Annotated in this window: 30 protein-coding genes; 10 read left to right on the forward strand and 20 right to left on the reverse strand. The window is 33.3% G+C overall.

The annotated features are described in order from the left end of the window. Positions 1 to 91 precede the first annotated feature (91 nt). The 4 genes from gloA2 to FLAPXU55_RS12510 form a co-directional block, all read right to left on the reverse strand. Positions 92 to 481 (reverse strand): SMU1112c/YaeR family gloxylase I-like metalloprotein, encoded by a 390-nt coding sequence (gene gloA2 / locus FLAPXU55_RS12495; RefSeq protein WP_180857980.1) that lies wholly within the window; start codon positions 479 to 481, stop codon positions 92 to 94. Beyond that, complete coding sequence (locus tag FLAPXU55_RS12500) at positions 481 to 1,056, reverse strand: sugar O-acetyltransferase (RefSeq protein ID WP_180857982.1); 576 nt, start codon at positions 1,054 to 1,056, stop codon at positions 481 to 483. Before FLAPXU55_RS12500 ends, gloA2 begins: the two co-directional genes overlap by 1 nt. Before the next feature lie 8 nt (positions 1,057 to 1,064). Continuing rightward, positions 1,065 to 1,523, reverse strand: coding sequence for a YciI family protein (locus FLAPXU55_RS12505; protein ID WP_180857984.1), 459 nt, complete (start codon positions 1,521 to 1,523; stop codon positions 1,065 to 1,067). Between the two features lie 161 nt (positions 1,524 to 1,684). Then, complete coding sequence (locus FLAPXU55_RS12510; protein ID WP_180857986.1) at positions 1,685 to 2,149, reverse strand: DinB family protein; 465 nt, start codon at positions 2,147 to 2,149, stop codon at positions 1,685 to 1,687. A 139-nt stretch (positions 2,150 to 2,288) separates the two neighbouring features. Between FLAPXU55_RS12510 and FLAPXU55_RS12515 the strand changes: the two genes are divergently transcribed. From FLAPXU55_RS12515 to FLAPXU55_RS12555, 9 genes are all read left to right on the forward strand, one after another. Then, a complete protein-coding gene (locus FLAPXU55_RS12515; protein WP_180857988.1) occupies positions 2,289 to 4,448 on the forward strand; it encodes a TonB-dependent receptor in 2,160 nt (719 codons plus the stop codon). 341 nt (positions 4,449 to 4,789) lie between these two features. Next, on the forward strand, positions 4,790 to 5,197 hold the full coding sequence (locus FLAPXU55_RS12520; RefSeq protein ID WP_180857990.1) for a DUF2141 domain-containing protein: 408 nt from the start codon (positions 4,790 to 4,792) through the stop codon (positions 5,195 to 5,197). Positions 5,198 to 5,245: 48 nt separating this feature from the next. Beyond that, entirely contained in the window at positions 5,246 to 5,866 is a 621-nt protein-coding gene (locus tag FLAPXU55_RS12525; protein WP_180857992.1) for a hypothetical protein, read from the forward strand. Between the two features lie 20 nt (positions 5,867 to 5,886). After that, complete coding sequence (locus FLAPXU55_RS12530) at positions 5,887 to 7,227, forward strand: histidine kinase (protein WP_180857994.1); 1,341 nt, start codon at positions 5,887 to 5,889, stop codon at positions 7,225 to 7,227. Beyond that, the gene (locus FLAPXU55_RS12535; RefSeq protein ID WP_379702668.1) at positions 7,227 to 7,532 is read left to right on the forward strand and encodes a 2TM domain-containing protein; all 306 of its coding nucleotides are present in this window, start codon (positions 7,227 to 7,229) and stop codon (positions 7,530 to 7,532) included. Before FLAPXU55_RS12530 ends, FLAPXU55_RS12535 begins: the two co-directional genes overlap by 1 nt. Next, positions 7,532 to 7,861: a 2TM domain-containing protein gene (locus tag FLAPXU55_RS12540; protein ID WP_053473878.1), complete on the forward strand. Its 330-nt coding sequence runs from the start codon at positions 7,532 to 7,534 to the stop codon at positions 7,859 to 7,861. Before FLAPXU55_RS12535 ends, FLAPXU55_RS12540 begins: the two co-directional genes overlap by 1 nt. A 2-nt stretch (positions 7,862 to 7,863) precedes the next feature. Beyond that, the gene (locus FLAPXU55_RS12545) at positions 7,864 to 8,169 is read left to right on the forward strand and encodes a 2TM domain-containing protein (protein ID WP_235992041.1); all 306 of its coding nucleotides are present in this window, start codon (positions 7,864 to 7,866) and stop codon (positions 8,167 to 8,169) included. A gap of 19 nt (positions 8,170 to 8,188) precedes the next feature. Continuing rightward, positions 8,189 to 8,557 carry a 2TM domain-containing protein gene (locus tag FLAPXU55_RS12550; protein ID WP_180857996.1) on the forward strand — a complete coding sequence of 123 codons (369 nt, stop codon included), beginning with the start codon at positions 8,189 to 8,191 and terminating at the stop codon, positions 8,555 to 8,557. A gap of 39 nt (positions 8,558 to 8,596) precedes the next feature. Further along, positions 8,597 to 9,364: a LytR/AlgR family response regulator transcription factor gene (locus tag FLAPXU55_RS12555; RefSeq protein ID WP_053473881.1), complete on the forward strand. Its 768-nt coding sequence runs from the start codon at positions 8,597 to 8,599 to the stop codon at positions 9,362 to 9,364. Positions 9,365 to 9,440: 76 nt separating this feature from the next. Here the strand turns inward: FLAPXU55_RS12555 and FLAPXU55_RS12560 are convergent, their stop codons facing one another. Genes FLAPXU55_RS12560 through FLAPXU55_RS12570 form a run of 3 tightly spaced genes read right to left on the reverse strand, consistent with a single transcriptional unit; the run spans position 9,441 to position 12,244 of the window. After that, positions 9,441 to 10,466 (reverse strand): COX15/CtaA family protein, encoded by a 1,026-nt coding sequence (locus FLAPXU55_RS12560; protein ID WP_180857998.1) that lies wholly within the window; start codon positions 10,464 to 10,466, stop codon positions 9,441 to 9,443. Next, the gene (locus FLAPXU55_RS12565; RefSeq protein WP_053473883.1) at positions 10,463 to 10,813 is read right to left on the reverse strand and encodes a hypothetical protein; all 351 of its coding nucleotides are present in this window, start codon (positions 10,811 to 10,813) and stop codon (positions 10,463 to 10,465) included. Before FLAPXU55_RS12565 ends, FLAPXU55_RS12560 begins: the two co-directional genes overlap by 4 nt. Beyond that, positions 10,814 to 12,244, reverse strand: coding sequence for a CCA tRNA nucleotidyltransferase (locus FLAPXU55_RS12570; RefSeq protein ID WP_053473884.1), 1,431 nt, complete (start codon positions 12,242 to 12,244; stop codon positions 10,814 to 10,816). Between the two features lie 533 nt (positions 12,245 to 12,777). Between FLAPXU55_RS12570 and yaaA the strand changes: the two genes are divergently transcribed. Continuing rightward, on the forward strand, positions 12,778 to 13,536 hold the full coding sequence (gene yaaA, locus FLAPXU55_RS12575; protein ID WP_053473885.1) for a peroxide stress protein YaaA: 759 nt from the start codon (positions 12,778 to 12,780) through the stop codon (positions 13,534 to 13,536). A gap of 229 nt (positions 13,537 to 13,765) precedes the next feature. On the opposite strand, the gene FLAPXU55_RS12580 is transcribed toward yaaA, so the two are convergent. From FLAPXU55_RS12580 to FLAPXU55_RS12640, 13 genes are all read right to left on the reverse strand, one after another. Then, the gene (locus FLAPXU55_RS12580) at positions 13,766 to 15,355 is read right to left on the reverse strand and encodes an MDR family MFS transporter (protein ID WP_180858000.1); all 1,590 of its coding nucleotides are present in this window, start codon (positions 15,353 to 15,355) and stop codon (positions 13,766 to 13,768) included. Positions 15,356 to 15,359: 4 nt separating this feature from the next. Then, a complete protein-coding gene (locus FLAPXU55_RS12585; RefSeq protein ID WP_180858002.1) occupies positions 15,360 to 16,439 on the reverse strand; it encodes an HlyD family secretion protein in 1,080 nt (359 codons plus the stop codon). A gap of 11 nt (positions 16,440 to 16,450) precedes the next feature. Then, on the reverse strand, positions 16,451 to 17,770 hold the full coding sequence (locus FLAPXU55_RS12590) for a TolC family protein (protein WP_180858004.1): 1,320 nt from the start codon (positions 17,768 to 17,770) through the stop codon (positions 16,451 to 16,453). Beyond that, a complete protein-coding gene (locus tag FLAPXU55_RS12595) occupies positions 17,760 to 18,389 on the reverse strand; it encodes a TetR/AcrR family transcriptional regulator (protein ID WP_180858006.1) in 630 nt (209 codons plus the stop codon). The genes FLAPXU55_RS12590 and FLAPXU55_RS12595 overlap by 11 nt, the downstream gene beginning before the upstream one ends. A gap of 275 nt (positions 18,390 to 18,664) precedes the next feature. After that, the gene (trpA, locus tag FLAPXU55_RS12600) at positions 18,665 to 19,426 is read right to left on the reverse strand and encodes a tryptophan synthase subunit alpha (protein WP_180858008.1); all 762 of its coding nucleotides are present in this window, start codon (positions 19,424 to 19,426) and stop codon (positions 18,665 to 18,667) included. 95 nt (positions 19,427 to 19,521) lie between these two features. Continuing rightward, complete coding sequence (locus FLAPXU55_RS12605) at positions 19,522 to 20,259, reverse strand: carbon-nitrogen hydrolase family protein (protein WP_180858010.1); 738 nt, start codon at positions 20,257 to 20,259, stop codon at positions 19,522 to 19,524. An 8-nt stretch (positions 20,260 to 20,267) separates the two neighbouring features. After that, positions 20,268 to 20,585 carry a gamma-glutamylcyclotransferase family protein gene (locus FLAPXU55_RS12610; RefSeq protein ID WP_053473894.1) on the reverse strand — a complete coding sequence of 106 codons (318 nt, stop codon included), beginning with the start codon at positions 20,583 to 20,585 and terminating at the stop codon, positions 20,268 to 20,270. Positions 20,586 to 20,643: 58 nt separating this feature from the next. After that, positions 20,644 to 21,825, reverse strand: a complete 1,182-nt coding sequence (trpB, locus tag FLAPXU55_RS12615; protein ID WP_132989783.1) for a tryptophan synthase subunit beta — start codon at positions 21,823 to 21,825, stop codon at positions 20,644 to 20,646. 12 nt (positions 21,826 to 21,837) lie between these two features. Next, positions 21,838 to 22,470, reverse strand: a complete 633-nt coding sequence (locus FLAPXU55_RS12620) for a phosphoribosylanthranilate isomerase (protein WP_180858019.1) — start codon at positions 22,468 to 22,470, stop codon at positions 21,838 to 21,840. A 140-nt stretch (positions 22,471 to 22,610) separates the two neighbouring features. Then, a complete protein-coding gene (gene trpC / locus FLAPXU55_RS12625) occupies positions 22,611 to 23,396 on the reverse strand; it encodes an indole-3-glycerol phosphate synthase TrpC (RefSeq protein ID WP_180858021.1) in 786 nt (261 codons plus the stop codon). Between the two features lie 71 nt (positions 23,397 to 23,467). Further along, positions 23,468 to 24,460 (reverse strand): anthranilate phosphoribosyltransferase, encoded by a 993-nt coding sequence (gene trpD / locus FLAPXU55_RS12630; RefSeq protein WP_180858023.1) that lies wholly within the window; start codon positions 24,458 to 24,460, stop codon positions 23,468 to 23,470. A gap of 85 nt (positions 24,461 to 24,545) precedes the next feature. Next, on the reverse strand, positions 24,546 to 25,112 hold the full coding sequence (locus tag FLAPXU55_RS12635) for an anthranilate synthase component II (protein WP_180858025.1): 567 nt from the start codon (positions 25,110 to 25,112) through the stop codon (positions 24,546 to 24,548). A gap of 89 nt (positions 25,113 to 25,201) precedes the next feature. Further along, positions 25,202 to 25,645: a hypothetical protein gene (locus FLAPXU55_RS12640; RefSeq protein ID WP_180858027.1), complete on the reverse strand. Its 444-nt coding sequence runs from the start codon at positions 25,643 to 25,645 to the stop codon at positions 25,202 to 25,204. Positions 25,646 to 25,774 lie beyond the last annotated feature (129 nt).

The following is a 25,774-nucleotide window of genomic DNA, read 5'->3' on the forward strand; positions in this document are numbered from 1 at the left end:
TTATGAAAGAATCTCGCAAAGTCGCAAAGTCGCAAAGTTTTTTAAGTTTTCTTTGCGACTTTGCGACTTTGCGAGATTAAATACATTCTGCTTACCTTTCATAAAACTCTATCGGCAATAAATCAGGATCTGCAATAAAAGTAAAACGTTTTTCAGTTGTTTCATCAATTCTGATAGGTTCCGATTCTATGTTTTTTGAAGTCAAAAAAACAACCGTTTCATTTAGATTAATTACTTCAAATGCCAAATGACGCAATCCAACGGCTTCTGGTCTTGAAGGTCTTTTTGGCGGATCTGGGAATGAAAATAATTCAATTACATAAATTCCATTTAAAGCCAAATCTAATTTATATGACTGGCGCTCTTCTCTGTAAATTTCTCTAATAATCGTTAAACCTAAAATTTCGGTATAAAAGGTTTTTGATTTTTGATAATCAGAGCATAAAATAGCAATATGATGAACTTTATTTAAGGTAAGCATTATTTTTTTGATTCAGGTTCTTGATTTAATTTTCGGATTACTTTTGCCGGATTTCCAACGGCTAATGAATTATCCGGAATGTCTTTTGTTACAACTGATCCGGCGCCGATAACACAGCCTTTTCCAATTGTCACACCCGGACAAATAACAGAATTTCCGCCAATCCAGCAATCATCGCCAATTGTGACCGGATAGGCATTTTCAAGCGATTTTCTCAATTCAGCGCCAAGCGGATGCGATGCGGTATAAATTTGAACATTTGGTGCAATAAAAACATTCGATCCAATATTTACAGGCGCACAATCCAGAACAACGCAATTCACATTAAAATAAACGTTTTCTCCGCAGAAAATATTATAACCGTAATCACAATGAAATGGCGGTTCGATATAAAAACCGGCTCCAGTATTTGGAATCAGTTCTTTTAAAATTTCTTTTGCTTTTTTAGTTACTCTGTATTCTTTTACATTTAAACTGTGTAAAAGATTTTTTGCAGTTCGGCGGCCTTTTACTAATTCCGGGTCAAAAGCGTTGTAATATTCACCCGAAATCATTTTTTCTTTTTCTGTTTTCATATACAGTATTACATTTTCGTCTTAGCAATTTTCTCATGAATTTTTACAGTTTCCTGCAAAGCTGCGGTGCAGTACCAAGGCGTTAATTCGGCTTCGAGTAAATTGGCTTTTATGGCAGGATCTGTTGCTACAAGCGCTTTTGCTTCGTCGACAGTTTCTACGTTAAAAATATAAATGCCTCGATAATTTCTGTCGTTTTTCATAAAAGGTCCGGCAACAACTAGTTTTCCTTCTTTTGCAAGTTTATTGATGTTTGCCATATGTCCTTCAAACAACTTTTTGGTTTCTTCTTTTGAAGCTGTCGTATTAGTTCCCGATTTTAAAAGGCAGAAAACATATTTCTTCATTCCGTATTCATCGGCATTCAGAGATTTTGCCAGATTTTCATCGAATTTAACTTCGGTTTCTTGTGAAAATCCAATTGCATTCATCAATAAAAAAGCGATGATAAAAAGTGAGTTTTTCATATGATATTTATTTAAAATGGCTCTCAATTTTGTCATTCCGAGGAACGAGGAATCTTCACAAGTAGCTCGACAAAGATTGGCGATTTTGAGTATGGAGTTTCTTACGAAGATTCCTCGTTCCTCGGAATGACAAGATTGCCAAAAAAGCAAAATCTATGTTTCTATGTGTTTAATAATTTTTTCAAAATAACAATCTGTCCCAAATGATAAACGTCATGCTGGATAATTCCGTGAATATCTTCATAAAAATTATGATTATTATTTTGATCTATTTTCTCGAAATCCGCATCATTAAAATTACTCAAACAATCATTCCACATTTCCTGAGATTTTGCCAGACTTTGCAATGATTGTTCCCAGGCCGGCTCTGATGAATCTAAAATGGGTACAAAATAATTATGATCGGGAGTTGTGATTATTTCACCCTGAACACGTTTTAATATGTTTCTTCTCCATTGTATTAGGTGATTGACAATTTCCCAAATCGTGTTTAAATTAGGGTTGATTTTTTTATAAGCCTGAGCCGCAGTTACATCTTTTAAAGTATCTGCTAAGGTAACTTCAAGCCATGGATTACCATTATAAATGGATTGGTACAAGTTCGAAACTCTTTTACTTTCTGACATGATTAACGATGTTTTTCAATTTCTAGCTAAGATACAAATTAGTATTTTACAACTCATCCTTAAAATTCTACAATTGGGTTATTATATATTTTTTAACAGGAAATGTTAAAATACATTTGCCTCATCAAAAACCAATATCATGAAAACCAGAATTACTTTTATTTTATTATTACTAAGCACTTTTACTTTTTCGCAAAATGTTATCTCAGGAAAAGTTTTGGACCAAAAAGGAAAACCAGTTGCCGGAGCGAATATTTATATAGATGGAACTTACGACGGAGCAACAAGTTCTGAAACGGGAGATTTCTCTTTTGAAACTTCTGCAGCAGGAAATCAGTTTTTAGTAGTAAGCTTTTTACTTTTCGAAACTTTCAAAAAAGAAATTGATGTTACGAACTTTAAAGATCAAACGGTAAAACTAAGAGAAAATGTAAATGCTCTGGATGCGGTTGTCATTACAGCCGGAACTTTAGAATCTGGAGATAAAGCAAGGGTTTCGGTTTTAAAACCTTTAGATATTGTTACAACAGCAGGTTCGGCCGGAAATATCGTTGCCGCTTTGCAGACTTTGCCTGGAACGCAAAGCGTGGGCGAGGACGGACGTTTGTTTGTACGTGGAGGTGAAGCCAGCGAAACTCAGACTTTTGTTGACGGAATTCGCGTGGCACAGCCGTACGGAGCAACAACTAATAATTTACCAACAAGAAGCCGTTTTTCTCCTTTCTTATTCAGCGGAATTGCTTTTTCTACAGGAGGTTACTCTGCAGAATATGGTGAAGCTTTGTCAAGTGTTTTGCTTTTGAATACGCAGGATGAACCAGATCATAATAAAACAGATATCGGTTTAATGACGGTTGGTTTGAGTTTAGGAAATACTCAAAAATGGACAAAAAGTTCGTTAAGTGTAAATATGGCTTATATTAATTTAGCACCTTATCAGGCTGTAATTCCACAAAATGTTGACTGGAATAATCCGTATCAATCTCTTGGCGGTGAAACAGTTTACCGATACAATTTTACAAACGGAATCTTTAAGTTATATGCGGCTTTTGATTCTGAAAAATTCGATTTAAATCAGAAAAATATCAATTTCGAAAATCCTATCAGAACAGATTTAAACAACAATAACTTTTATTTAAACTCTTCTTATAAAGGAACTTTTGGAACAGGATGGCAATTAACTTCTGGAATTAGTTACGGTTACAGCAAAAACAAAACGAAATACGATATCAACGATATTAATACAGATGAAAATGCAGCACAGTTGAAATTGAAACTAGGAAAGAAAGTTTCAAACTATTTCAAATTGTCTTTTGGAGCAGATTATTTCATTACGAAATTCAATGAAAATTTTGATGACAATATTTCTATTGATGTTAAAAACGGATATGATTCTAACATTTTTGCAGCTTATACAGAAGCAGATATTTTATTCTCTAAAAAACTGGCAATGAAAGTTGGTTTAAGATATTCAAACAACAGTTTATTAAACGAAAATAATATTGCACCAAGAGCTTCATTAGCTTATAAAGTTTCAAAAAGCAGTCAGTTTTCATTTGCTTATGGAGATTTTTCTCAAACGCCTGTTGTAGATTATATTAAGTATTCAAAATACCATCAGTTTGAGAGTGAAAAAGCACAGCATTATATTTTAAATTACCAGTTTACACAGCCGGGACAAACTTTTAGAGCCGAAGCTTATTATAAAGATTACACCAATTTAGTGCAATATGATACGAAAGATATTCAGTACAATTCGGTTTTCAACAATAACGGAAAAGGGTATGCAAAAGGATTGGATTTATTTTGGAGAGACAGCAATTTGTATAAAAACTTAGAATATTGGATTTCCTATTCTTATATCGATTCAGAAAGACAATACAAGAATTTCCCAACAATGGCAACGCCAAGTTTTATTGCAAATCACACCTTATCTTTAGTAACCAAATACTTTATTACCGACTGGAAATCACAAATTGGATTCACAAACAGTTACAGTTCAGGTCGTCCGTATAACGATCCAAACCAAACACAGTTTATGAACGGAAAAACGAAATCGTATAATAGTTTGAGTTTTAACTGGGCGTATTTATTAACGACACAAAAAATCCTTTATTTCTCAGTTTCAAACCTTTTAGGAACGCAGAATATTTTTGGATACGATTACGCAAAATTACCAGATCCAAACGGAGTGTATAACAGACAAGCAATTACACCAACAGCAGACAGATTTTTCTTCGTAGGTTTCTTCTGGACGATCAGTCAGAATAAGAGCGAGAATCAGTTGAAGAATCTTTAAAAGATGCTAAGTTGCTAAGATTCTGAGATGCTAAGATTTTAGAAACTGAAAAAAAACTTAGAACCTTAGTATCTAAGAATCTTAGAACTATTAAAAAGAAACAATTCAGCAGCAAAAATCAACAACTCAGTATCATTTAATTTTAAAAGAGTAAAATCAGATATACTTTTGAAGTATAAAATAATAAGTATTTAAGTTGCTAAGCTTCTAAGACACTAAGAAAAAACTTAGTCCCTTTGTAACTCAGAACCTTTGAGCCTAGAAAAAAGAGTTTTAATCATCAACAAAAAAACTTAGAATCTCAGTCACTTAGAATCTTAGAAACTTAAAAAAAAGAAATCATGACCAAAATTATTACACTAATCACGTTATTTATCTGTAGCTTAATGTCTGCTCAAAATGTAAAATTAACTGTTGCTGTTTCAGGTATAAAAAACAATACAGGAATTGTAAAAGTAGGTTTGTACAACTCAGACGGTACATTTCTAAAAACGACGTACAAAAGCCTTTCTTCTGAAATTAAAAATAATGAAGCGGTTGTGACATTTGACAATCTTCCGGCAGGAGAATACGCAATTTCAACGTATCACGATGAAAACAATAACGGTAAGCTTGATAGAAACGCAATGGGAATTCCGTCTGAAGATTATGCAGCTTCAAACAATGCTAAAGGATTTATGGGGCCGCCTGCCTATAAAGATGCTAAATTTGTTATAGCAAAAGATTCAAAAATTGAAATTGTATTATAAATTAGTAACTAACAAACAAATCAAAATAACCATTTAAATACTTATAAAATGAAAAAAATCATCACTTTAATCGCATTATTTGTTGTAGTAATAAGTTCAGCTCAAACTCAATTTGAGCAAGGAATGACTAAAGCTTTCGCACTTTGGAAAGAAGGAAAAACTACAGAAGCTTCGGCATTATTTGAAAGAATTGCTTCTGCTGATAAAACCAGTTATCTGCCAAATTATTATATTGCTTTAATGAATGCAACAGCGGTTTTTACTGAAAAGGATAAAACAAAAATTGATCTTCTTTTAACTAAAGCGCAAGATGCATTAGATGTAGAATTTATAAAAGATCAAAACAATGCTGAACTTTATGCTTTGCAAGCTTTAATTTATACAGGATATGTTGTGGCTGACCCAATGACAAACGGAATGAAATATTCGGCTAAAGTAATGGAAGCTTACGCAAAAGGAAAAGCGATCGACCCAAACAACCCAAGAATTGTTTTTGGAGAAGCTGATTACCAAATAGGCGGTGCAAAATGGACAGGAGTTGATACAAAACCACTTTGTGCTCAGGTTGATAAAGCTATAGAACTTTTTGCTACTTTTAAACCAGAAACTCCTTTTTCTCCTAAGTGGGGATTAGACAGAGCTTTGGAAACTCAAAAAAATTGTAAATAATTTTATAAAAAAATAAAAGAATGACCTTAAAACCAAATCTATTTAAAGCGTTTTTAATTGGCGGAGTAGTATTTTTATTTTCCTTCCTGATTCGCTTTGCATCATTTGGAACTGCAGTTTTTACCAAAGATTTGTACATCTATTTTTTGTACTGCATGTTGTACAGCGTTGTTTTGTACGTGGTAAATGCTTCTCTATTTGTGTATTTAGATAAGGTTTTTGAAGGAGCAAACAGATTTTCTGCCAGAAGAATTTTTATAGGGTTTATAAGTTCATTTTTCATTTCGCTTTTCGTCATTTTTGTATTGCGTATTTTCACGCAGGTTGTTATAGAAAGACGCCCGTTATTAAGCTTTTTGGCAAATGAAGATCCGGCAAATTACATAGAATCTTCGGTCATTACTTTTATCGTTTTGCTGATATTTCACGCATTACATTTTTACAAATTATATCAGGAAAATAAGGTTATACAGCAAAAGATAATTGCGGGAACGGCAAATGCTAAATTCGAAAGTTTAAAAAATCAAATCGACCCGCATTTTCTTTTTAACAGTTTAAACGTTCTTAGTTCTTTAATTGAAGAAAATCCGGATAATGCACAGCGGTTCACCACTTCTTTATCTAAAATTTACAGATATGTTTTAGAACAAAAAGATAAAGAACTGGTTTCTGTAGAAGATGAATTATCATTTGCAAAAACTTATATGAATCTGCTGAAAATGCGTTTCGAAAACAGTTTGTTTTATGAACTGCCAGCAGGAAATATAAATCCGGATGCCAAAGTGGTTCCGCTTTCGTTACAGCTTTTACTCGAAAACACAGTAAAACATAATGTTGTAAGCGAACAGAAACCATTACACATTAGAATTTTTATTGACAAAGATTATTTGGTTATCCAAAATGATCTTCAGAAAAAAGAAGTTCTGCAAGACAGGCAAGGCGTTGGATTGCAGAATATTGTAAACCGTTACGGAATTATAACCGACAGAAAAGTGCTGATTGAGCAGGATGAAAAGAACTTCTCGGTTAAGATTCCAATTTTAACTAAACAAATTGCAGTTATGGACATTAGTACAGAATATAATGACGAAGCAAAAGCGTATTACAGAGCTAAAAAGAGAGTAGAAGAGTTGAAAGGATTTTACGGAAATGTAATTTCATATTTATGTGTCATTCCGTTTTTAGTTTTCATCAATTTAAAATTTTCACCAGGATTTCAATGGTTTTGGTTCTCGGCTTTAGGATGGGGATTTGGAGTTGCGATGCATGCTTTTAAAGTTTTTGGTTACAGCTCTGATTGGGAAGAACGAAAAATCAGAGAGATTTTAGAGAAAGAAAATAATCAAAAAACCTGGAAATAATGATGGAAAAGAATTATGCCGAAGGTGATAGATATTATCAGGCTCAAAAAAGAGTAAAAGAACTAAGAGAATTTTATGAACATCTAACAGTATATGTACTTGTAAACCCAATTGTAATTGTGGTTAATCTTATGACTTCGCCGGGATATTTATGGTTTATATGGTGTTTAATGGGATGGGGAATAGGAGTTGTTTTACACGGATTAAAGGTTTTTAACCTTCCGCCTTTTTTTAATAAAAAATGGGAGGAAAGAAAAATCAGAGAAATTTTAGAGAAAGAACGCAATCAAAAAACTTGGGAATAATGGAAACAAATTCTAATAATAGTTCAGAAGAAAATGTTTTGAAAGAGCTGGCAAGTAAAAAAGTGCTGAAACTAAAATCATTTTACAAACACACTTTTCTGTATGCCGCTGCAATGATTCTTTATGTATTGAAAGAATATACAGAATTGCCATTAAACTTCTTTCCGATACATTTTTTAAACGGAGTTGTAGTAATTATTTGGTCTGCTGTATATGTAGGTTCCGCAATTGATATGTTTGTTTCTTTCAAAATATTCGGCAAGGAATGGGAAGAAAGAAAATTGAGAAGCCTTTTAGAAAAGAAAAATAGAACACAAAAATGGGAGTAATCATGGAAATGAATTTTAATGAAGATGATAAATACTTTTTAGCAAAAAAGAAAGTAGAAAGTATTAAAGGATTTTACGGAAATCTTGTTGCTTATATTTTAGTAAACGCAATTTTGATTTTCATTAATCTATATACTTCACCAAAATATTTGTGGTTTTTCTGGCCGTTAATGTGGTGGGGAATTGGAGTTGTTTTTCATGGATTAAAGGTTTTTGAAGTATTTCCGGTTTTAGGAAAAGACTGGGAAGAAAGAAAAATCAAAGAGTTTATGGAAAAGGAAAAAGAGAATAAAAATAAATGGAAATAATTTTAAAGAAATAAATATTATGGGACGTTTTAGAAGACGCATGTACGAAGAATATGCACACGAATTCAGCACAGACGAAAATTATAATAATGCTTATAGAAAAGTTAAAAGGTTAAAAGGTTTTTACTCGCATTTAAGAGTTTATCTTATTGTGAATGTAATCATTATAATCGCAAATTTAAACCGGGATATTTTTAGCGAAAATATTCATGAAAGCGGATTAATGGACTGGCAGACTTATTCAACAGCATTTTTCTGGGGAATTGGTTTATTGGCGCACGCAATGTCTGTTTTTGGACGTGATCTTTTCTTTAGCGACGATTGGGAGCAAAAGAAAATCCAAAAATATATGGAGAAAGAAGCCGCGAATACAAATAAATGGGAGTAACTTTGAAATACTATTTTTTCTAAATTTTGTATATAGTAAATGATCACATTAATTATAGAAGACGAAAAACCAGCGGCAAGATTGCTGCAAAGAAAACTTGAAAAGTTAGACGTTACCGTAGAAACGATGCTTCATTCGGTTGAAGAATCAGTTCATTGGTTTAGCAATAACCAGCATCCGGATTTAATTTTTCTGGATATACAATTATCAGATGGATTGTCGTTTGAAATTTTTGAAAAAATAGATATTAAAAGCGCTATCATTTTTACTACAGCTTATGATGAGTATGCATTAAAAGCGTTTAAACTAAATAGCATAGATTATCTTCTAAAACCAATTGACGAAGATGATCTCGAAGCAGCAGTTTCAAAATTTAAATCCCGACTTCCGAAAACAGCTTCTGAAACTTCAAACGTGCAGCTTGATTTTGAACAGATTCGCCAAATGCTGTCAAATCCTTTTGAAAAAACATACAAAAAGAGATTCACAGTTAAAATTGGTCAGCATTTAAAAGTAATTACTACTGAAGAAATTGAATGTTTTTTTAGTGAAAACAAAGGAACATACATTCATACTTATGACAATCGAAATTATTTAATCGATTCGACTTTAGAGATTCTGGAGCAGGAATTAGACAAAAAGGATTTCTTTCGCGTAAGCAGAAAATTTATTGTCCCGCTTCAGGCAATTAAAGAAATTCAGGTATATACGAATTCACGTTTAAAAGTAATTTTACCAACTTATAAGGAAGATGAGGTTATTGTAAGCCGTGAAAAAGTGCAGGATTTTAAAACCTGGCTGGGGTAAAATAATTTTCTAGTCCTAATTATATAAAATAACAAAGAGCCGAAATTTTCGGCTCTTTGTTATTTTATTCAAAACATTATTTACTCAATCTATGCAATGTATATGTCATGGCACTCAAAAGGAAAAATGCCATAATCTGGTGAATTAATCCTAAAGCTAAAGGCACGCTGTATAATAATGTAAAAACACCAAGAAGAAATTGTATAAAAACAAAAACTACTAAAGTATTGATTCCGTTTGATTGTGTATTCGTAAGCGTATATTTTTTGCTTTTGAAGAAAAGGAAAAGAATAATCCCAACTACAAAATAAGCAAAAGTTCTGTGTACAAACTGAACGCCGCTTTTCCCTTCAATTAAATTTTTAATCAAACTCGACTGTTCAATAAAAACCGATTCATGAATAAATTCTCCATCGCTCATTAAAGGCCAGTGATTGTGAATTAATCCGGCGTTTAATCCCGCAACAAATCCACCATAAATAATCTGGATCAATAAAGCGACCAAAGCATATCTGGCGATTTTTCGAAGCGGTAATATTTTATTGATGTTTCTTTCAGGATAAATCAAATCCAGCGCCACCCAAAGCGTATATGCAAAAGTTATAAAAGCAAAAGTTAAGTGTAAGGAAAGTCTAAAATGACTCACATCCGGATTATCAATTAATCCGCTTCGAACCATAAACCATCCAAGAAAACCTTGAAAAGCACCCATTGCCAAAAGAACAATACATTTTTTAATTGTTGGTGTATCTAATTTTTTTCTGATTAAGAAATAAACAAAAGGAACAAAGAAAACCAATCCAATTATACGACCGATGAAACGGTGAAACCATTCCCAGAAATAAATGAATTTATAATCTGCTAATTGAAAATCGTTGTGAATATTGATTTTTTGGTACTCTGGAAATTTTTTATATTCATCAAAAGCAGCCTGCCATTTTGCATCAGTTAATGGCGGAAATGTGTCGGTAACTAAATGCCAGTCCGTCATTGATAAACCTGAATTGGTTAAACGCGTGATGCCGCCCACGACAACCATTAAAAATAATAAAACACAACCTGATAGTAACCAAATGATTACTGATTTATTCTCTTTTTTCATTCTTTTCCGATTAATTCGATTTCTTTTCTATGATTTATTTTTCTTAGATAAAAATTTAAGAAAAATAAGTTTGCTAAAACGCTAAAAAATAGTGTTGCCGTAACAAACAAAATCATAAAAGTGTTGTTGTTCTTAATTCTTATATTTACTAAATCAGATATTAATTCTCTTAAAACAGCCAAAATACAGAAGACTGTAAATGATAAAATTATACTGATTAAGAAAAAAAATAATGTATGTTTGAAACGCTTTGTTTTAATATTTCTAAGTTTTTTATAAAATAGATAGTTAGGTAATACAACTATCATTAAAATTAAAATTCTTAAAATTATAACTGCAAGACTCATTTATTTTTTAAGAGTTAAATTTAACTTCGCAGCTCTTTTAATCACAAAATCATACGCAGCCTGATATTCATTTGGAATATCACCTTCTAAAATAGCTTCTTTTACGGCTTCCTTTAAAACTCCAATTTCACGAGAAGGTTTCAAATCGAACATTTCCATAATTTCTTCACCTGAAATTGGCGGCTGAAAATTACGAACGTGATCGCGTTCTTCAACTTCAACAATTTTCTTGCGAACAATTTCAAAGTTTTTATGATATTTCTTAAACTTCGCTGGGTTTTTGGTTGTAATATCAGCTTCACATAAAGTCATTAAATCCTCTACATCTTCACCCGCATCAAAAACCAAACGACGAACTGCGCTGTCGGTTACAATATCTTGCGCCAAAACAATTGGACGTGAACTCATAATAACCATTTTTTGTACAAATTTCATTTTGTGATTCAACGGCATATGTAAACGTTCGAATATCTTTTTAGCCATTTTTCCACCCAAAAACTCATGTCCGTGAAAAGTCCAGCCCTGTTTTTTATTGAAACGTTTTGTTGGAGCTTTTCCAATATCGTGTAATAAAGCTGACCATCGTAACCAAACATCATCTGTATTTGGGCAAATGTTATCAACGACTTCAAGTGTATGGTAAAAGTTGTTTTTATGTGTATGACCTTCAATTTCTTCCACCTGATTTAAAGCTGTTAATTCAGGTAAGATTAAATCTAAAAGTCCGGTTTTATATAAAAGTAAAAATCCGGTTGACGGTTTTGGTGTAGAAAGGATTTTGTTTAATTCGTCTACAATTCTTTCACCTGAAATAATCTTGATACGATCTGCATTTTTGGTAATCGCATTCAAAGAATTTTCTTCAATTTCGAAATTCAACTGCGTGGCAAAACGAATAGCACGAAGCATTCTCAGCGGATCATCAGAATAAGTAATATCCGGATCTAAAGGCGTTTTGATGGTTTTACTTTCTAAATGCGCCAATCCATTAAACGGATCTAAAAGATCTCCGAAGTTGTTTTTATTTAAAGATAAAGCCAAAGCGTTGATCGTAAAATCACGACGGTTTTGATCATCCTGAAGCGTTCCATTTTCTACAATCGGATTTCGGCTGTCGAAATTATAAGATTCTTTTCGGGCACCAACAAATTCAATATCAGTATCTTCAAAACGAAGCATTGCTGTTCCGTAAGTTTTAAAAACCTGAACTTTTGGTTTATTCGGAAGTAAGTCAGAAACTTTAAGCGCTAATTCGATGCCGCTTCCAACTGCTACAACGTCGATGTCTTTTTTAGAACCTCGGTTTAAAAGCAAATCACGAACGAAACCTCCTATCACATAAGAGTCTACATTTAATTCCTGAGAAGCTTTCGAAATAATATCGAAGATTTTGTTTTGTAAAGCAGTTTTATAATTTGTTTGTATAGCCACGAATTCACTAATTTTTGAATAAAGATGATTTCAATTTTCGAAGAAATGAAATGCATGCAAATTTACAACATAGAAAATCCCTATTATAATCTATAGCTCACTTTTTTGAACAATTTCACATTTTGACAGGTTGATTTTTATGAATTGAGAAAGGGCTGCCACGAATTACACTAATTTTCACGAATTAATTTTTTTTCTGCCACAGATTAAAAGGATTAAAATGATTAAAAAATCTGTGAAAATCCTTTAATCTGTGGCTAAAAATCTTCGCAATCTGCATTAAAAAATAATTCGTGAAAATTCGTGGCAGAAAAATATAGCCACAGATTAGAAGGATTAAAAAGATTAAAAAATCTGTGGAAATCTTTTTAATCTGTGGCAAAAATCTTCGCAATCTATGTGAAAGAATAATTCGTGGAAATTAGTGTAATTCGTGGCAAAAAAAACATTTATAACGGCATCAAACAAATCAATTGCAATAACATATTTTTAAAAATTCAATTTGTATTTTTGAATCATATAAAAATGCACAAATGAAAATTGTTATATCGCCGGCGAAATCACTGAATTTCGAAAAAGAATTACCTACTGCTCAACATACTGAACCTTTATTTTTAAAAGAAGCGCGTCAGGTTCATAAAATACTAAAAGGAAAAAAGCCTGCTGAATTATCTCATTTAATGTCAATTTCAGACAAACTTGCCGATTTAAACTGGAAACGAAACCAAGACTGGAAAACTCCATTTACGGTTGAAAATGCCCGTCCCGCAGTTTATACTTTTGACGGTGATGTTTATACAGGTTTAGACGCCTATTCAATTCCGTTAGAAAAATTAGATGTTTTACAAGATAAACTTAGAATTTTATCCGGACTTTACGGCGTTTTAAAACCGCTTGATTTAATGCAGGCATACCGCTTAGAAATGGGAACAAAATTACCTGTTGGCGATTATAAAAACCTGCATGAATTTTGGAAACCTGTTGTTACAAAAGCTTTAAATAAAGAATTGACGAAAGGAGAATTATTCGTTAATTTAGCCAGTAACGAATACTTTTCGGCAGTTGATGTAAAAGCTTTAAAAGTTCCTGTAATTACTCCGGATTTTAAAGATTATAAAGACGGAAAATTAAAAATGATCAGTTTCTTTGCAAAAAAGGCGAGAGGTATGATGGTTCGTTATATTATTGATACAAATGCTGAAACTATTGATGACTTAAAAGGTTTCAATTATGAAGGTTATCATTTTGACGCGAATCTTTCAAAAGGAAATCATTTGGTTTTTACAAGATGATTTTTAAGATGCTAAGGTTCTGAGTTGCTAAGATTCTAAGATTTTTACTGCAAAGAGCGCAAAGATTTGCGCAAGGTTCGCAAAGTTTTTACACAAACCTTTGCGAACTTTGTTTTTTTAAACCTCTTATAAATATATACTCTTTGCGCACTTTGCGGTTAAATTAAAAAAATAAACGCCGAATTCAATTTAGAATTCGGCGTTTCTGCGTATTATAAAATTATTATTATTAGTGCATTGCGTCGGCTGCGCTAATCTTGTTCTTCCCTTTTTTGATGAAGAGAATAATCGGTATACAGCATAAAAACATAATTCCCAGGTACATAAAAATATCCATGTAAGCCAAAACAGTACTTTGCTTTAATACTGAATATTCTATTCCCTGATAAGCTTTTTTAAGTGCAACATCAGCGCTATATCCTTTGGACATAAAAGCGTGCTGCATTCCTGTGATACGCTGCTGAACATCATATCTTGCAGGATCTAAATTGTTAATCAAATCAACTCTGTGTTCCTGGCTGAAACGTGTGATGAAAGTGGTAATAATTGCAATACCAAATGAACCTCCTAATTGACGCATCATTCCGGTAAATGCAGCTCCTTCACCAATTTGTTTTCCTTTTAAAGTTGAAAGCGAAAGTGTTGTAATTGGAACGAAAAGTAATCCAAGACCAATTCCTCTCAAAATTAATGGCCAATACATATGTTCTACACCAGTATCTGGCGTCATACGAGTCTGCATCATGAAGGTAAAGAAGAAGAAAACTAAAAATCCAACTCCAACCATATAACCTTGCGGAACACCTTTTTGAATCATATTTCCAACAAATGGCATCATAATCGCCGTTGTGATAGATCCCGGAATTAATAATAATCCGGCATCAGTTGCTGTCCATCCTAAAATTGACTGCGTATAAATAGGAATAATTAACGTCGAACCATATAATCCGAAACCCAGAATGAAACACATTACAGTTCCAATTCTTAAATTTCCATCTTTTAAAACGCTTAAGTTTACAATTGGATGTTTGTAAGTCAGCTCTCTCCAAATAAAAAGAACCAATCCTAAAACAGTCACAACACTTAAAGTTACAATAAGAGAATCGTTAAACCAGTCATCCTGCTGTCCGTGTTCAAGAACGAATTGTAAAGAACCAATAAAGGCGCTCAACAAGAAAATTCCCCACCAGTCAACCTGATTTGCTTTTAATTTCTCTCCATATTTCGGACTTCTCACGAAAGTTAAAGCCAAAATAGTAGCGATAATTCCAAGCGGAATATTGATGTAAAAGATATAAGGCCAAGAATAATTATCTACTAAATATCCTCCCAAAGGCGGCCCTAAAGTTGGACCTACAATTACACCCATTCCGTAAATTGCCTGCGCCATACCACGTTTTGCAACGGGATAACTTTCTGTAATAATCGTTTGGGCTGTTACAAGTAACGCTCCACCACCCATACCTTGTACGAATCGAAAGGCTACAAGTTCCCAAATATTACTGGCATTTCCACACAAAAAGGAACAGACGGTAAATATAATGATAGAAGCCACAAAATAATTACGTCTTCCAAATTGCTGTGATAACCAGCTCGTCATCGGAATTACAATAACATTCGCAATTGCGTATGCTGTAATAACCCACGCCACATCGGTCAAGGTAGCACCAAGACTTCCGCGCATGTCTGTTAGAGCTACGTTTACAATCGTCGTATCTACAATTTCAAGCAAGGCACAAAGTACTGCCGTAATGGTAATAATAACGCGTCGGTAACCGTATTCTACTAAATCGTCGTCTGCTTGTACTGCTGCTGCCATTTATTTATTTTAAATGTACGTCTACGTCAACATTCATTCCTGGTCTTAAAAGTTTTACTTTTTCAGGATCGTTTGCTTGATCTAAACTAATTTTTACTGGTAATCTCTGAATTGTTTTTACGAAGTTTCCTGTAGCATTATCAGGAGGTAATAATGAAAAACGTGATCCTGTTGCTGGAGAAAATGAAGTTACAGTACCTTTAAACTCATAGTTTGGATAAGCATCAACTTTTAAACTTACTTTTTGTCCCACAACCATTTTGTTTAATTGTGTTTCTTTAAAGTTAGCTACAACCCAAGCTTCATTATTGTTGATGATGTAGAATAAAGATTGTCCTGGCTGAACTAATTGTCCCGGTTGAATATCAACTTTAGAAACCTGACCATCAATTGCAGCTGTAACTACTGTATAAGAAAGGTTTAAGTGAGCAACATCAAGCATTGTTTTTGCTTTTTTGATGTTTGCTGCAGCAACTTCTGTTTGTTTATCAGAAACTTTAGATTTTGACTGAATAACCGATTTTTGATAAGAAGTCGCTCTTTGTTGTTGTTCTAAAACACGTACTTGATTTTCAGCTTCTTCTTTTGCAGTTTGAGCCTGTTCGAATTGTTGTTTTGTAATAGTATGTGTTTTGTACAAATTATTGTAACGGTTAAAATCGTTTGTAAGCTGTCTCAATCTAATTTTAGCACTTTCGATAGAACCACCTGCAGATCTCATTTGAGCGTCTGAAACAGAAATGCTTGCATAAGCACTTCCAATATCAGCTTTTGCAGCTTCGTATTGACCTTCAGCTCCTAATAATGCAGCGTTTGCTTCATCAATTTTTAACTGATAATCTCTTTTATCGATAGTAAATAAGGTATCTCCTTTTTTCACATAGTCATTATCTTTCACATAAACTTTGCTGATATATCCTGATACTCTCGGAATAATTGGGTTCATTTTTTTCTCAATTTGAGCATCATCCGTTTCTTCGTGTGCCAATGAGTGTAAGTATTTTGATATTCCGTAAGTTCCTCCCACTAAAACCAAAACGGTTAGTATGATGATGAATTTTTTATTTGTCTTTTTCTTTTCCATGAGAGCTTCGATTATATTTTAGAAAGATTGAATGATTGTGATAATTGTCCTGATACTGAAAGTAATTCGTAATATTTTTGAATAATGGTTGCTTTTGCTACAGCAGTATTGATTTTTGCACTTAACTGCTCAACATCGGCTTCAACAAGATCATTGGTATCTGCAAGACCATTGTCGAATTTATCTTTTACAAGTCTGTAGTTTTCAGTAGCTTGTTGAAAAGCTTCTTCATAAACCACACTTTGATTGATCGCTAAGTCATAATCTTCAATAGATTTTTGAACTTCAACTTTAATGCGGTCCGTCATAATAGCTTCAGTATTTTTTACTTCAAGAGCTTTACTTTCTGCTTCTTTTACGTGTGCGCTGTTTTTAAGAATTCCAGATAAATCATAAGATAAACCTAAACCAAAATTCATAGCATATTTTACCGTAATAATGTCTTTAAGATCTAAAGCAGTATAACCTCCAAGTAATGAAATTGTTGGATAATATCCGGCTTTTGCAATCTTAACATTAGCTTCTGAAGCTTTTTGCTGCAAACGAATAGCTTCTAAATCTTTTCTGCTTTCAAGTGCTAAAACATCAGATGTAGGAGCACCAGTTGTTTTTAAGTTAAAGAAATCATCTTCGTTAACCTGAATTTTTACAGATGGCTCTAATTTAAGTAATGTCGTTAAATAAAAGTTGATATTGTTGATGTTGTTATTTGCTTCATCAATAGATAATTGCGTTTTTGAAACCAATAATTGTGCTTTCAATAAATCATTTCTTGGAATGATTCCGTTTTTCTCTAATTCGATAAAATCAGTAACACGCTGTTTAGCACTTTTTTGATTCTCTGTTAAAACATCTAAAGTTTTTTGTGCTTTGTATAATGCGGTGTAATAAGTAATTACTTTTAAAGCAACATCTTCTTTTGTTTTAGCAGCAGTAACGCTTTCCGCTTCGTATAAGCTTTCATAAGCGTCAATACTATTCTGGATTTTAAATCCTGCAAAAAGTGGTAAGCTTAAATTAGCCATTCCAAGCATTGCACGATCCGGAGAAGCTAAAGAAGCACTTTCTCCCTGATTAGGCATATCGATCGAAGCTTTTGTTAATCGCTGATATTGTCCTGAAATTTTTAAATCTGGATATTGGTTATTCTTAACCGTTTGTAATTCATATTTCTTTGAGTTTACCTTAGTGTTGGCAAGCGTAACTTCGTTACTCTTTTCCCAGGCCATTTTTACGGCTTCATCTAAAGTTAAACTTGTTTTTTCTTGTGCTTCTATTGAAGAGATTCCTATAAAGAAAACTCCAAAGAGCATTAATTGACTAATTTTCATAAACAAGTAGCGCTTTTATAGTTTGTTGAATGTGCTTTGTAAGACTGTTTTTAATGTAATCGTTGTATAACGTTTCTGTTTTTAGATTTAAGAGTTCTTCAAAAAATGATTTGTTCATATGGAAATGAAAAAAAGTGCCCATAATCGTTGGTGTAATCAACGGAATTATGACATCTTTTCTAAAAATCCCTTTTGACTGGCCTTCTTTGATAATCATTTCCAAAGATTTTAGATTTCCCTTTTTCAGCTCTGTAAAAGCGGCAAGACTTTCTTCTCTTTTTTTAGAATTAAGTTCGAAATGTAAAACTCTGAAAATCCCTCTGTTACAATTAATTCGATTGATATAAATTTCGACTAATTTATTGACTTTATCAAGAGGATGAAGATCTTCGTGCTGTAAACTTTCGATTTGCAGTTTTAAATCGGCTGTTTTATGAATGATTAAAGATTCCAGTAATTTATCTTTTGAACCGAAATAATACGAAACCATAGCAATATTAATTTTTGCATGTTTCGAAATATCCCGTATAGAAGTCCCCTCAAATCCTTTCTCAGAAAATAGCTTTTCAGCAACATTAAGAATCTGAATTTTTTTATCGTTTAGTTCGATGTGTGACATGGTATTGTTTCTAATCGATACAAAATTAAACACTTGTTTAATTTAAACACTTGTTTAATTTTGTTTTAACATAATATTAACATAAAACGGTTTCGATAATTTTGGGCAAAAAAAAAGCTGAAACACTTAGTATTTCAGCTTTGTTAGTTTTTTTGTCATTCCGAGGAACGAGGAATCGCGCTCGTAATTCGACAAAGATTGGCGACTTTGTTTGTAGAGTTTCTAGTGTGATTCCTCGTTCCTCGGAATGACAAGCTAGACTTTATTCTATATGTTTATCGAATCTCTCCAACAAATTCCTCAATTTTCCCACTTCCACTTTCGCTTAAATGTTTTATAAAAGCACTTCCAATAATAGCACCTTTTGCATATTTAGTAGCCTGATTGAAAGTTTCTTTATTTGAAATTCCGAAACCAACAATTTGAGGATTTTTTAAATTCAAATTTGAGATTCTTTCGAAATAGCTTTCCTGAACATCTCCAAAACCAGATTGAGATCCCGTAACACTTGCAGAACTTACCATATAAATAAATCCGTTTGAAACACTGTCGATAAAACGAATACGTTCATCTGAAGTTTGAGGCGTAATCAGAAACACATTTATTAAACCATATTTTTCGAAAATTGCTTTGTATTCTTCTGCATAAACATCAACCGGAAGATCTGGAATAATTAATCCGTCGATTCCAATTTCAGCACATTTTTGACAAAAAGCTTCAACTCCGTATTGTAACATCGGATTAAAATAACCCATAATAATCAAAGGAATTTTTACGCTTTCGCGGATGTTTTTCAGCTGGTCAAATAGAATTTGAGTTGTCATTCCGTTATGAAGCGCCTGTGTAGAACTCGCCTGAATTGTTGGTCCGTCTGCCAAAGGATCACTAAACGGAAGTCCAATTTCGATTAAATCAACACCATTTTTTTCTAAATCCTGAATAATCTGCACCGTATCATTTAAGTTAGGATATCCCGCAGAAAAATAGATCGAAAGTATCTTTTTATCTTCTTGTAATTTTTGAGTTATTCTGTTCATTGTTATGTTTTTTTGTGCCACAGATTAAAAAGATTTCAATGATTTTTAAATAATTTAATCTGTGAGAATCTCTGAAATCTGTGGCATTAATTTTTTTAAAATTTTAAAACCTTACTTGTCCAAGTATCATTTTGTTTTTCAACCAATAATAACCCGGAATCTGAATCATTCATCTGACCAATTAATTCTCCTTTATTATTCCAAAATGCACTTTGACCTGCCGAAGGAGAGCCCCAGGATTCACCGCTGAAATTTGACATCAAAACATTCATTTGATGCTTTTCGGCGTAATTTTGCAAGTCTCGATACGCATTCGGAATTCCGTTTGGTGAAAAGAAAATGCTGGCAATATAAATATCAGTTTCTCTCTTTTTTGCATTTTCCGGATGCAGCGGATTATCAATATCAGCGCAAATGGCAAATGAAATCTTTTGATTTTCAATTGAAATAATTGGATTGTTATCAAAAGAAGATTGAAAATATTCATCTTCGCCTTCGTGTAAAAACTGCTTCGTATAAATGGAAACAGAATTATCCGGAGAAATTACAAATTCGCCAATAAATAAATTGGAGCCAATTTGAATAGGTGCTCCGGCAATAATTATAATATTATTTTCTGCAGCTAATTTTTGCAAATGATTCAAACGCGAATCGTTTTTCTGGAAAGCTAATTGCTTTGCATGTTCTCTTTCATAGCCTGTAATAGACATTTCTGGAAATGCAATTAATTGCGCTTTATTTTTTACAGCCAATTCGATAAGACGATAATGATCTGATAAATTGGCATCGATATCGCCTCGGGTTGGTTTTGTTTGCGCGGCTGCTAGAATCATATTAATTATTAATTTTCTGTATAAATCCAAGCCTGTATCCCAGACTTTAATCTTACCTGAACTCTTTTATATGAGTTCGATTCGAATATATCTACTTTAGCCAGATCTGTATTTGAAATTGTATAAACAACCCCATATATAATATCTGAAAGATCATCGCTTGGAACCGCTACTACATAATCAGCCATTCCAAATTCTTCTTCTATTTGAAGGCTTTTTAGTTTGTATCCAAGAAGCTGGTCTGCAGTTCCCGTTAATACTTTATTGAAAACCTGCATTTGAATTTGTTTTGATCGTAATGTTCCGTAAGAGAATAACTTTTCCATATTTACTTTTTTCTCGTTATTTGATTTGCGTTACCAAATGCCCAAATTACGATTTTTATTACAATTTAAAATAGTCAATATAATTATCTAAATCTTTATCGCCACGGCCAGAAAGACTAATAACAACAACATCTGTAGGTTTAAATTTCTTTTGATCTAAAACGGCAAATGCGTGAGCGCTTTCAATCGCCGGAATAATTCCTTCTAATTTTGTCAATTGCAAACCAGCATTCATAGCATCATCATCGGTTACAGAGAAAAATTCGCCACGTCCGGTTTGTGCTAAATGAGCATGTAAAGGCCCAACTCCGGGATAATCTAATCCGGCAGAAATTGAATACGGTTCTGTAATTTGCCCGTCTGGTGTTTGCATTAAAAGCGTTTTACAGCCGTGAATAACGCCTACTTTTCCTAATTTGCTGGTTGCAGCACTGTGACCGCTGTCAACACCTTTTCCGGCAGCTTCAACAGCAATAATTCCAACTTCCGGCTCATGTAGAAAATGATAATATGTTCCTGCTGCGTTACTTCCGCCGCCAATACAAGCTACCACATAATCAGGATTTTCACGTCCTTCTTTTTCTTTTAACTGCCATTTTATTTCTTCAGAAATAATACTCTGAAAACGCGTCACCATATCTGGATAAGGATGAGGTCCAATTGCTGATCCGATAATATAATGTGTGTCAACCGGATTATTAATCCAATCACGAATAGCTTCGTTTGTTGCATCTTTTAAAGTTCTTGAACCCGAAAGTGCCGGACGAACTTCTGCGCCTAACATTTTCATACGTGCCACATTTGGTGCCTGACGCGCAATGTCGATTTCGCCCATATAAACGATACATTCAATTCCCATTAAAGCACAGACTGTTGCCGTTGCTACGCCATGCTGACCCGCTCCGGTTTCGGCAATAATTCTTTTTTTACCCAAACGTTTGGCTAATAAAATCTGCCCGATTGTATTGTTAACTTTATGCGCTCCGGTGTGATTTAAGTCTTCTCTTTTTAGATAGACTTTTGTGTTGTATTTTTCAGATAATCGTTTTGCAAAATACAACGGACTTGGGCGTCCTACATAATCTTTCAGCAATTGGTTGAACTCAGCTTTAAAATCTGGTTCATCCATTATGCTTAGGTATTTTTGACGTAGTTCTTCTACATTTGGATAGAGCATTTCAGGAATGTAAGCTCCTCCAAATTCTCCGTAATATCCTTTTTCGTTGACGTTAAAACTCATTTTGTTTAAAGTTTAAAAGTTGGCAACATCAAATTTTCGTTTGAAATTGCTAAATAAATTTCTGTTTTTCAGCCCGGGTTCGATTTCAAATTTACTATTTACATCGATAGCATAAATAGGTAAATTGCTTTTTGAAATTTCTTCAATGGCTTTTAATTCGTTTATTCCGATTCCGCCACTCAAAAAGAACGGTTTATCTGAATTGTATTTTTTTAATATCGTCCAGTCGAATGTTGTTCCGTTGCCGCCGGGTAATTTTCCTTTGGTGTCAAATAGAAAATAATCACAGACTGGTTCGAAAGGTTTTATCACTTCAAAATCAAAGTTTTCATCGGCAGAAAATGCTTTTATGATTTCGATTTTTTTTGACAAATTATTTTTTAGTTCCGATACAAATTCAACTGTTTCATTTCCGTGTAACTGAACGGCTTGCAAATTGTATTTTGTTACTTTTTCCAGAATTTCTTCCTGTGTTTGATTTACAAAAACGCCCACTTTTTTGACTGTTTTTATAAGTTCAGGAATGGTTCCGTTAAAATATCGTGCAGATTTTTCCCAAAAAATAAATCCCATATAATCGGGTAGGAGCGCTCCTACTTCGAGAATGTTTTCGGAATATTTCATGCCGCATATTTTGAGTTTCATTTTATATTTATTTTTGCCACGAAGGCGCTAAGACACTAAGTTTTTTTGTTTTTTTGCCACTAAGGTGCTAAGACACTAAGTTTATTTTTTATAAACGAGCACAAATTAAATTTGCGCCTTTGTGACTTTGTGGCAAACCTTTACAGGCCAAGCTTGCTGATGAATTCTGTTGCGGCTTGTCCGGCGTTATCGGTTTTCATGAAGTTTTCTCCAATTAAGAAACCTTTGTAGCCGTATGGTTTTAATTCCTGAATAGCTTCGATTGATGAAATTCCGCTTTCGGAAACTTTTACAAAATCATCTGGAATTTGCGATGCCAATTGTTTACTGAAATCTAAACTGACTTCGAAAGTTTTTAGGTTTCTGTTATTCACACCAATCATGTCTAAAGTTGGCATAATTGATTTTTCCAGTTCTTCCTGATTGTGAACTTCTAATAGAACTTCTAAACCTAGATTTTTAGCAAATTCTGATAATGATTTAATTTCTTCGCGGGTTAGAACTGCTGCGATTAGAAGAATCAAATCAGCTCCGTGTGCTTTTGCTTCCAAAATTTGGTATTCGTCGACAATAAATTCTTTTCGCAAAAGCGGAATATTTACGCTTGCTCTTGCCAAAAGTAAATCGTCAAGAGAACCTCCAAAATATTTTCCATCCGTTAAAACAGAAATTCCGCAAGCTCCGGCACTTTCATAACCTTTTACAACTTCTTCAACTGTGAAATTGTGATTAATAACTGATTTTGAAGGAGAACGACGTTTGTGTTCTGCAATAATTCCCGTTGAACTTGTTTTTAGTTTTTGGCTTAATGAAATTGTTTCTTTTCCAAAAAATACCGAAGCTTGTAACTGAGAAACTGGAATGATTGATTTTTTGAGAACGACTTCTCGTTTTTTATCAAATATTATTTTATCTAAAATATTCATGATTATTGTTTTGCCACAAAGCCACAAAGGCGCAAAGTTTAGTGCTAATTCGTGAAATTTGTGTTTGTTTTTTATTTGCTTAATTCCTGTAATGTCTGCAATGCTTTTAATCCTTTTCCAGACAATAAACTTTCTTTTGCTAATTCAAATCCTTCCAACGGAGAACATTTTGTAACGGTTGCAATCGCCATTGCAGCATTTGCTAAAACTACATTGTTCTGTGCTTCGGTTCCTTTTCCAGAAATGATATTTGTAAATATTTCTGCCGATTCTTCGATGGTTTTTCCGCCTTCAATTTCAGTTTGGGATAAAAGTCTAACACCAAAATCTTCCGGTTTTAGCATTCCTTCCATGTGTGATGTTATCGTTTTGGTTGGACCTGTTAAAGAGATTTCGTCATATCCGTCAAGCGAATGCAAAATAGTAAAATTGATATCGGTATTTTGATATAAATAAGCATACATTCTGGCTAATTCAAGATTGAAAACCCCAACCAATTGATTTTGTGGAAACGATGGATTTACCATTGGCCCCAACATATTGAAGAATGTTTTTACTGCTAATTCTTTACGGATTGGGCCAACATTTTTCATTGCCGGATGAAATAGGGGTGCGTGTAAAACGCAAATTCCTGCTTTATCAATACATTTTTCTAAAAACGAAGGATCGTTGCTGAATTTAATTCCCATTTTTTCCATTACGTTGCTTGACCCTGAAATAGATGAAACTCCGTAATTCCCATGTTTGGCAACTTTAATTCCAGCTCCAGCTGAAACAAAAGAAGCTAAAGTTGAAATATTGAAAGTGTCTTTTCCGTCACCGCCCGTTCCACATAAATCGATTGTATTGTAAGATGATAAATCAACACGAACACACAATTCTAATAAAGCTTCGCGAAATCCCGAAAGTTCGTCAATCGTAATGCTTCGCATCATAAATACGGTCAAAAATGCCGAAATCTGACTTGGGTTGTATTGACCAGTTGATATATTAATCAAGACATCTTTTGCTTCTTCTTTAGAAAGTACTTCGTGATTGATTAATTTGTTTAATATAGTTTTCATTTTTTTTTTAAGTTGCTAAGGTTCTAAGATACTGAGATGCTAAGTTTTTTTACTGTGACTGTAAACTGAGACTGAATACTGTAAACTAGCTTTTAATCCAATTCTCTAAAATCCTTTTTCCTTTTGGCGTAAGCACACTTTCAGGGTGAAACTGAACACCTCTTACATCGAATTTTTTGTGTCTGAGTGACATAATCTGCCCATTTTCGTCAATTGAAGTTGCTTCCAAAACTTCAGGTAAATTGCTGTCTACGACCCAAGAATGATATCTTCCGACTTCGAATTCATTTCCTAAACCTTCAAATAAAGTTTCATCTGAAACTACTGTTTTTACATTTGTCGAAACACCGTGGTATACTTTATCAAGGTTAGAAAGTGTTCCGCCAAAAACTTCTCCAATAGCCTGTTGTCCTAAACAAACACCCAGAATACTTTTTGTTGGTGCATATTTTTCGATAACTGCTTTTAATAAACCTGCTTCATCAGGAATTCCAGGTCCTGGCGAAAGTAATATTTTATCGAAAGAAGCGATTTCGTCAATTTCGAATTCATCGTTTCTATAAACCGTTACTTCGCAGTTTAAATCTTCCAGATAGTGTACTAAATTATAAGTGAAACTATCGTAATTGTCTATAACTAATATTTTTTTCATTTTTTTTATTTTTGTTTCAGGTTTCAAGTTTCAGGTTTCACGTTCCAACAACTTGAAACTTGAAACAAAGAAAACCTGAAACTAAATTTTTATTTTTCTCGAACGTACTTTTCAGTAATAATTCTATCGATTCCTAATTTTTCTACTTTTTCAACTCCTTTTTGAGTTAAAGTGTCGTTTTTAATTTTTACTACAAACTCAAATTTTCCATTTTCCCATTGACGGTTATTGAAGTACTCCAGATTCTCGGTATAAATACTATCCTTTAAAGTGTATTTTCCGCCTCCGCCAAAGAATACTGCATTTGTTGAATCTTTACCATTATTTAAATCATGATTGAAAAAAGCAAAATGGGTATGATTTATAATTTTAATCATTTTTGTTTTTGGATTGAAAGTTGAGAACGTTGAATCTTTTTCTGTCGTTTCTGCTGATATCAGACGCCAGGTTCCTTTTATTGGATTCTCTTTTTTCTCTGAATTACAAGATGTGAGAGTAATGATTAAAATTAAAATGGATAATGCTTTTTTCATGGTTTTTATGGATTTGTTCTTTGTTTGTTAATTGTTTCAGATTTTACCAATCTTTGTGTTCCAACGGTTGAAACCGTTGGCTATGTTTATATAGCATTCCGCATATAACTGCTTTTCAAATATTGCCCG

The organism is Flavobacterium panici (genome assembly GCF_903819335.1).
Taxonomy (GTDB): domain Bacteria; phylum Bacteroidota; class Bacteroidia; order Flavobacteriales; family Flavobacteriaceae; genus Flavobacterium; species Flavobacterium panici.

Excerpts from the sequence above, each read along its gene's own strand:
- gloA2 (WP_180857980.1), bottom strand. The coding sequence starts at position 481 with ATGCTTACCTTAAATAAAGTTCATCATATTGCTATTTTATGCTCTGAT.
- FLAPXU55_RS12500 (WP_180857982.1), bottom strand. The coding sequence starts at position 1,056 with ATGAAAACAGAAAAAGAAAAAATGATTTCGGGTGAATATTACAACGCT.
- FLAPXU55_RS12505 (WP_180857984.1), bottom strand. The coding sequence starts at position 1,523 with ATGAAAAACTCACTTTTTATCATCGCTTTTTTATTGATGAATGCAATT.
- FLAPXU55_RS12510 (WP_180857986.1), bottom strand. The coding sequence starts at position 2,149 with ATGTCAGAAAGTAAAAGAGTTTCGAACTTGTACCAATCCATTTATAAT.
- FLAPXU55_RS12515 (WP_180857988.1), top strand. The coding sequence starts at position 2,289 with ATGAAAACCAGAATTACTTTTATTTTATTATTACTAAGCACTTTTACT.
- FLAPXU55_RS12520 (WP_180857990.1), top strand. The coding sequence starts at position 4,790 with ATGACCAAAATTATTACACTAATCACGTTATTTATCTGTAGCTTAATG.
- FLAPXU55_RS12525 (WP_180857992.1), top strand. The coding sequence starts at position 5,246 with ATGAAAAAAATCATCACTTTAATCGCATTATTTGTTGTAGTAATAAGT.
- FLAPXU55_RS12530 (WP_180857994.1), top strand. The coding sequence starts at position 5,887 with ATGACCTTAAAACCAAATCTATTTAAAGCGTTTTTAATTGGCGGAGTA.
- FLAPXU55_RS12535 (WP_379702668.1), top strand. The coding sequence starts at position 7,227 with ATGATGGAAAAGAATTATGCCGAAGGTGATAGATATTATCAGGCTCAA.
- FLAPXU55_RS12540 (WP_053473878.1), top strand. The coding sequence starts at position 7,532 with ATGGAAACAAATTCTAATAATAGTTCAGAAGAAAATGTTTTGAAAGAG.
- FLAPXU55_RS12545 (WP_235992041.1), top strand. The coding sequence starts at position 7,864 with ATGGAAATGAATTTTAATGAAGATGATAAATACTTTTTAGCAAAAAAG.
- FLAPXU55_RS12550 (WP_180857996.1), top strand. The coding sequence starts at position 8,189 with ATGGGACGTTTTAGAAGACGCATGTACGAAGAATATGCACACGAATTC.
- FLAPXU55_RS12555 (WP_053473881.1), top strand. The coding sequence starts at position 8,597 with ATGATCACATTAATTATAGAAGACGAAAAACCAGCGGCAAGATTGCTG.
- FLAPXU55_RS12560 (WP_180857998.1), bottom strand. The coding sequence starts at position 10,466 with ATGAAAAAAGAGAATAAATCAGTAATCATTTGGTTACTATCAGGTTGT.
- FLAPXU55_RS12565 (WP_053473883.1), bottom strand. The coding sequence starts at position 10,813 with ATGAGTCTTGCAGTTATAATTTTAAGAATTTTAATTTTAATGATAGTT.
- yaaA (WP_053473885.1), top strand. The coding sequence starts at position 12,778 with ATGAAAATTGTTATATCGCCGGCGAAATCACTGAATTTCGAAAAAGAA.
- FLAPXU55_RS12580 (WP_180858000.1), bottom strand. The coding sequence starts at position 15,355 with ATGGCAGCAGCAGTACAAGCAGACGACGATTTAGTAGAATACGGTTAC.
- FLAPXU55_RS12585 (WP_180858002.1), bottom strand. The coding sequence starts at position 16,439 with ATGGAAAAGAAAAAGACAAATAAAAAATTCATCATCATACTAACCGTT.
- FLAPXU55_RS12590 (WP_180858004.1), bottom strand. The coding sequence starts at position 17,770 with ATGAAAATTAGTCAATTAATGCTCTTTGGAGTTTTCTTTATAGGAATC.
- FLAPXU55_RS12595 (WP_180858006.1), bottom strand. The coding sequence starts at position 18,389 with ATGTCACACATCGAACTAAACGATAAAAAAATTCAGATTCTTAATGTT.
- trpA (WP_180858008.1), bottom strand. The coding sequence starts at position 19,426 with ATGAACAGAATAACTCAAAAATTACAAGAAGATAAAAAGATACTTTCG.
- FLAPXU55_RS12605 (WP_180858010.1), bottom strand. The coding sequence starts at position 20,259 with ATGATTCTAGCAGCCGCGCAAACAAAACCAACCCGAGGCGATATCGAT.
- FLAPXU55_RS12610 (WP_053473894.1), bottom strand. The coding sequence starts at position 20,585 with ATGGAAAAGTTATTCTCTTACGGAACATTACGATCAAAACAAATTCAA.
- trpB (WP_132989783.1), bottom strand. The coding sequence starts at position 21,825 with ATGAGTTTTAACGTCAACGAAAAAGGATATTACGGAGAATTTGGAGGA.
- FLAPXU55_RS12620 (WP_180858019.1), bottom strand. The coding sequence starts at position 22,470 with ATGAAACTCAAAATATGCGGCATGAAATATTCCGAAAACATTCTCGAA.
- trpC (WP_180858021.1), bottom strand. The coding sequence starts at position 23,396 with ATGAATATTTTAGATAAAATAATATTTGATAAAAAACGAGAAGTCGTT.
- trpD (WP_180858023.1), bottom strand. The coding sequence starts at position 24,460 with ATGAAAACTATATTAAACAAATTAATCAATCACGAAGTACTTTCTAAA.
- FLAPXU55_RS12635 (WP_180858025.1), bottom strand. The coding sequence starts at position 25,112 with ATGAAAAAAATATTAGTTATAGACAATTACGATAGTTTCACTTATAAT.
- FLAPXU55_RS12640 (WP_180858027.1), bottom strand. The coding sequence starts at position 25,645 with ATGAAAAAAGCATTATCCATTTTAATTTTAATCATTACTCTCACATCT.